4 protein-coding genes and 2 pseudogenes are annotated in these 5558 nt (G+C 74.6%); all 6 read left to right on the top strand.

The genetic code is table 11. From position 1 onward, the window contains the following. A pseudogene (locus tag SSNG_RS40475) lies at window positions 1-1425 on the top strand (lantibiotic dehydratase); the annotation flags it as partial. Then, window positions 1413-2468, top strand: coding sequence for a lantibiotic dehydratase C-terminal domain-containing protein (locus SSNG_RS31780; protein ID WP_007268049.1), 1056 nt, complete (start codon window positions 1413-1415; stop codon window positions 2466-2468). The pseudogene SSNG_RS40475 and the gene SSNG_RS31780, both read left to right, overlap by 13 nt. Continuing rightward, complete coding sequence (locus SSNG_RS31775; protein WP_007268048.1) at window positions 2465-3565, top strand: M50 family metallopeptidase; 1101 nt, start codon at window positions 2465-2467, stop codon at window positions 3563-3565. Before SSNG_RS31780 ends, SSNG_RS31775 begins: the two co-directional genes overlap by 4 nt. A 59-nt stretch (window positions 3566-3624) precedes the next feature. Beyond that, window positions 3625-4611, top strand: coding sequence for an ABC transporter ATP-binding protein (locus tag SSNG_RS31770; RefSeq protein WP_007268047.1), 987 nt, complete (start codon window positions 3625-3627; stop codon window positions 4609-4611). After that, window positions 4608-5363: an ABC transporter permease gene (locus SSNG_RS31765; protein ID WP_007268046.1), complete on the top strand. Its 756-nt coding sequence runs from the start codon at window positions 4608-4610 to the stop codon at window positions 5361-5363. The genes SSNG_RS31770 and SSNG_RS31765 overlap by 4 nt, the downstream gene beginning before the upstream one ends. Continuing rightward, a pseudogene (locus tag SSNG_RS31760) lies at window positions 5360-5558 on the top strand (hypothetical protein); the annotation flags it as partial. The gene SSNG_RS31765 and the pseudogene SSNG_RS31760, both read left to right, overlap by 4 nt.

The raw sequence follows: 5558 nt of genomic DNA, 5'->3' as shown, positions 1-5558 counted from the left end.
CGCTGGTGTACGAGGACACCAGCGCGGGCCGCGACCTGGCGGCGGCTCCCCCGGCCTGGGCGGAGCCGGGCTCGGGCGGCGGGTCGCTGCGCTCGGTCGAGCGGATCCTGCCGGCCTTCGACCTGACGGCGGCCCAGCGGATCACCTTCGAGGGGTTCTTCACGGCCCGCTACGGCCCGGGCGGGCGCTGCGAGGACCTGCTGGGGCTGGTGCACGACTTCCACGAGGACTTCTTCGACCAGTACCTGTCCTTCACCGCGCGCCGCACCCCCTTCGACGCGCGCGGCGAGTACGTGCCGGAGGAGAACTGGCTGGGCCTGCCCGGGATCCGGGCCCTGGACGCGGCGCGGCGGGCCTTCACCGACCGGATGCGGGCGCACTGGGCGGCGTACGAGGAGCACGGCGCGGGCGGCGGCGAGCTGCGGCTGTCCGGGGAGGACGTGGAGGCGGTCGCGGCCGAACTGGAGCCGGTGGTGCCCGGCTTCGCGCCGCGCTGCCACCACCTCCAGCTCGCGCGGGACCCGGAGACGGGCGCGGACCTGACCGTGCTCAACCGCTCGTACGGCGGGCTCTCCTTCCCGTTCAGCCGGTTCACGCACCTCTACCCGGAACCGGCCGGGCTGGAGGGCGAGCTGCGCGCGACGGCCGCCGGGGTCACCCCGCCGGGGGCGGTGTTCGCCGAGGTGACGGGCGGGGCGGTCACCACCAACCTGAACCTGCACGGGCGGCTCACCGAGTACGAGATCGTCTGCCCGGGCGAGAGCGGGACCCTGCCCGAGGAGCGGCTGCTGCGCCTGGACGACCTGTACGCGGAGCACGTTCCGCAGACCGGGCCGCGTGGTGCTGCGTTCGCGGCGGCTCGGCCTGGAGGTGATCCCGGTCTACCTGGGGTACCTGGTGCCGCTGGCGCTGCCCGCCGTACCGCGCACCCTGCTGCTGCTGTCGCCGTCCTCGATGTCCCCGCTGGACGTGTGGGCGGGGGTGCCGGAGGGCGCGGCGCACGCCGGGGTGACGACGCGGCCGCGGGTGGTGCACGGGGACCTGGTGCTGAGCCGGCGCAGCTGGACGACCACGGCGGGCGAACTGCCCGCGCACGGGGCGCGCGAGGCCCGGCACTTCCTGGAGTGGCAGCGCTGGCGGCGGGCGCACGGGCTGCCGGAGCGGGTGTTCGCGACCGTGTCGGCCGGCCCGTCCGCGCTGGGGGCGAAGCCGCAGTACGTGGACTTCTCCAGCCTGCTGTCGCTGGCCGCGTTCGAGCCGCTGCTGCGCGAGGGGGACCACCGGGTCGTCTTCCGGGAGATGCTCCCGGACCCCGGTGGACTGCACGTCCGTTCGGAGCGCGGCGGGCACGTCGCCGAGCTCGCCGTCGAGACCTTCACCACGACCGTCCGTACCGAGGAGGGCGCACCCGCATGTCCGAACTGACCCCGACGCGTGGCGCGTGGCAGGCCGTGCACGTGTTCTACGCCGCCAACCCGCAGCCGCTGCTGGTGCAGTGCGTGCGTCCGCTGATCGCCTCCCTGACGGCGGACGGGCTGCTGGCCGGGCACTTCTTCATCAACTACTGGCTGGAGGGCCCGCACGTGCGGCTGCGGCTGCGGCCGGTGAGCCCGGAGGCGGAGCCGGAGGTGCGCCGCCGGACCGAGGAGGCGGTGTCGGCGTTCCTGAAGGCGCGGCCGGCGCTGTACGAGGTGGACTCGGGCTTCCTCAACGAGTTCTACAACACCCTGTTCGACATCGAGTTCCCGGACGGGGACCGGGCCGCGTTCATGGGCGAGGACGGCCGGATGAACCTGCGGCCCAACAACTCCTTCTCCTACGAGCCGTACGAGCCGGAGTACGGCAAGTACGGCGGGCCGGCCGGGGTGGAGCTCGCGGAGTGGCACTTCGCGCACTCCAGCGACCTGGTCATGGAGGCCCTGGGGTCGATGAACCTGCACCTGCGGACGGTGCTGCTGGGCACCTCGGCGCAGCTGATGATGGTGATGGCCGGGGTGTTCCTGCCCGACCGGGAGGAGCTCGGGAACTACCTGGACGACTACTACCGGTTCTGGCACCGGGCGTTCCCGGGCACCGGTTTCATCGGCTCGACCGAGTACGACCGCACCTACGAGCAGACCGGCCCGGGTCTCGGGCGGCGGTTCGAGGCCGTGCTGGAGGCGCTGGCCTCCGGCGAGACGGGCCGGCTGCCGGGCTTCCTGGCCGGCTGGGCCGAGCACTGCCGTGAACTGCGGCGGCGCGCGGAGGCGCTGGCGGTGGCCGGGGATCTGGTGTTCCGGTCCTGGGACGGGAGCCGCGACGAGCGGGTGACCGATCCGGCGGCGGCGCTGCCGCTCCTGCTGTCCCCGTACATGCACATGACCAACAACCGGCTGCACGTGACGATCCGGGACGAGGCCTACCTCTCCCACCTGCTGGGCCGGGTGCTGCGCGAGGGCGCGGGGACCGGCGGGGTGGTCGTGCCGTGACCGCGCCCACCGGGATGCCGGACCACCGGCCCGCGCTGCGGGCCGGGGTCCTGCTGTCGCCGCCGCTGCTGAACGGCGCGGCCGTGGTGCACCTGGTCAAGGACCCGGTGTCCGGGGCGGCGTTCGAGATCGGGCCGAAGGAGTACTTCCTCGTGTCGCGGCTCGACGGCTCGCGCAGCCTGGCGGAGATCGGCGACGCGTACGGGCGGACCTTCGGGCGCCGGCTGGGCGAGCGGAACTGGCAGCAACTGCTCGGGCTGCTCGGCGCCCGACGGCTGCTGGCGGGCGGCCCGCCCCCGCAGGCGCAGGCCGGCCCCGGGCCGCAGCGGACCGGGACCCTGCTGCGCGGCACCCTGCGGCTGGTGGCGGACGCCGACGCCACGACGGCCCGCCTGCACCGCGTCCTGCGGCCGGTGCTGCGGCCGGCGGTGCTGGGCGGGCTGCTGCTGGTCCTCCTGGCGATGGAGGGGTGGCTCGCGGCTTCGGCGGGCGCCCTGTCCGGCGACCTGTGGTGGCTGCTGACGCGTCCGGCGCCGCTGCTGGCCGTGGCCTCGCTGCTGTGGCTGAGCACGGCCCTGCACGAGTTCGCCCACGGGATAGCCGCCCGGCACGTCGGTGGCACCGTCGGGGAGATCGGGCTGCGCTGGCGGCTGCCGATGGTGATCATGTACTGCCGGGTCGACAACTACCGCTACCTGCCGCGCCGCCGCGACCAGCTGGCCGTGGCCGGCGCGGGCGCCTTCGCCAACCTGCTGTTCCTGCTGCCGTTCTGCGCCTGGTGGGCGGCGCTCCCCGCGGGCGACCCCACCCGCCGGGTGCTCGGCGCGCTGCTGCTGCTCGGCAGCGCGCAGGCCCTGGTCAACCTCGTCCCGCTGCCGCCGCTCGACGGCTACACCCTGCTCGGGCACGCGCTGCGCGTGACCCGGCTGGCGCCCGCCAGCTCGGCGTACCTGCGGCTGCGGATGCGGGACAGGGCCGCGGCGGCCGCCTACCCGGTACGGGCCCGGCGGCTGTACCTCGGCTACGGGATCGGCTCGGCCGTGCTGGTCCTGCTGCTGGCCGGGGGTCTCGCGGCCGCCGTCGTCCTCACCGCCTGACACCCCCGACCCTTCTCCGTCCCCCCACCCGATTCCGACACCGAGGGAACCGCACGCCCATGACAACTGACCGCACTCCGCCGCCCGACGCGCCCGTGGCCGTCGCCGTCCGGGAGGTCCGCAAGCGTTACGGGGACCGCCAGGCCGTGGACGGGCTCTCCCTCGACGTGCGCCGCGGCGAGTTCTTCGGACTCCTCGGCCCCAACGGGGCCGGCAAGACCACCTTCATCGAGATCGTCGAGGGCCTGCGCCAGGCCGACTCGGGCACCGTCGAGGTCCTCGGGCACAACCCCTGGCCGCGCAACACGGCGCTGCTGCCCCGGATCGGCGTCCAGACGCAGGCCTCGGCGTTCTTCGTCCGGCAGACCGCGCGCGAACACCTCGTCACCGTCGCCGGCCTGTACCGCAAGGACGCGGCCGCCGCGGACCGCTCGCTGGCGCTGGTCGCGCTGACCGAGCAGCGCGACGTCCTCGTGGAGAACCTGTCCGGCGGCCAGCGCCAGCGGCTCGCCATCGCCTCCGCGCTGGTCCACGACCCCGAACTGATCTTCCTCGACGAGCCGACCGCCGCGCTGGACCCACAGGCCCGCCGGGACCTGTGGCAGGTGCTGCGCGCCCTGAAGGGCGAGGGCCGCACCATCGTCTACACCACCCACCACCTCGACGAGGCCGAGGCCCTGTGCGACCGGGTGGCCATCCTCGTCGGCGGCCGGATCGCCGCGCTGGACTCCCCGCACCGGCTGATCACCTCCGCCGGAGCCCGGACCCGGCTGCTGGTCCCCGAGGGGCGGATCGCACCGGCCGAGGCCGCCGCGCTGGAGGGCGTGGACCGGGTCGGCGAGCAGGGCGGCTCGCTGGTGCTGGAGACCTCGGTCCCGGGCAAGGTGCTCCAGGCCCTCGACGCGCTCACCGGGCTCGACGGGGTGATCACCCGTACGGCCACCCTGGAGGACGTCTACCTGGAGCTGACCGGCCACGCCGCGGCCGCCGGCCCCTCCCCCGCCGAGGCCAACGCCCCCGCACACACCCTGGAGTCCCGCGCATGAGCGCCTACACGGCACTGACCGCAGCCGGCTACCGGGCCCAGGTCCGGGACAAGGCCACCCTGTTCTTCACCTTCGCCTTCCCGCTGCTGTTCCTCGTCGTCTTCGGCCTGATCTTCAGCGGCCAGGACGTGGAGCAGAGCGGCCGCCCGTACATCTCGTACATCGCGCCCGGCGTGATGTCCTGGGGCGTCGCCAACGCCGCCGTGTTCGGGATCGCGTTCACGCTGATGCAGTGGCGCCGCGACGACCTGCTGCGGCTGATCCGGCTCAGCCCGACACCGCTGACGACGGTGCTGGCCTCGCGCTACGTACTGGCCCTGGTGGTCGGCGTGGTGCAGGCCGCCGTGTTCGTCGCGGTCGCCATGCTGCCCGGGTTCGGGCTCGAACTGGACGGGCGCTGGCCGCTGGTGCTGCCCGCGCTGGTCCTCGGCATCACCGCCTTCATGGCCATCGGGGTGATCGTCGGCAACTACGCGAGGACGCCCGAGGCCGTCGCCGCCATCGCCAACTGCATGATGGTGCCGATGGCGTTCCTGTCGGGCTCCTTCCTGCCGCTCGACATGATGCCGTCCTGGCTGCGCACGGTCTCGCGGGTGCTGCCGCTGCGCTACCTCAACGACGCCGCCTCCGGGGCCCTCACCGGCTCCGGCTCCCTCGCCGCGATCGGCGTGGGCTGCGCGGCCCTGGCCGGCTTCGCCCTCCTGTTCGGCGGGATCGGGCTGAAGACCTTCCGCTGGAGCGACCAGTCATGACCGGCACCGCGACGCAGACCGTACGGGCGGCCGCGGCCCCCGACGGCACCGCGCTGGAGGAGGCCCGCCGCCGGCTGGAGCGGGCCCTGGCCGCTGCCGCCGCCCCGGGCTCGGCGGCACCGTACGTGGTCACGCTCGGGGTGCACGACGCCCTCGGGCCGCGGGCCGGCGACCCGTTCGCCGGGGTCCGCCCGG

It is taken from the genome of Streptomyces sp. C (genome assembly GCF_000158895.1).
Lineage (GTDB): Bacteria > Actinomycetota > Actinomycetes > Streptomycetales > Streptomycetaceae > Streptomyces > Streptomyces racemochromogenes.
The sequence above is the reverse complement of the archived record's forward strand: the minus strand, read 5'-3'. Positions and strand labels throughout refer to the sequence as shown.

What these genes read in the sequence shown, in the direction of transcription:
- SSNG_RS31780 (WP_007268049.1), top strand. Translation starts at nt 1,413, where the DNA reads ATGTCCGAACTGACCCCGACGCGTGGCGCGTGGCAGGCCGTGCACGTG.
- SSNG_RS31770 (WP_007268047.1), top strand. Translation starts at nt 3,625, where the DNA reads ATGACAACTGACCGCACTCCGCCGCCCGACGCGCCCGTGGCCGTCGCC.
- SSNG_RS31765 (WP_007268046.1), top strand. Translation starts at nt 4,608, where the DNA reads ATGAGCGCCTACACGGCACTGACCGCAGCCGGCTACCGGGCCCAGGTC.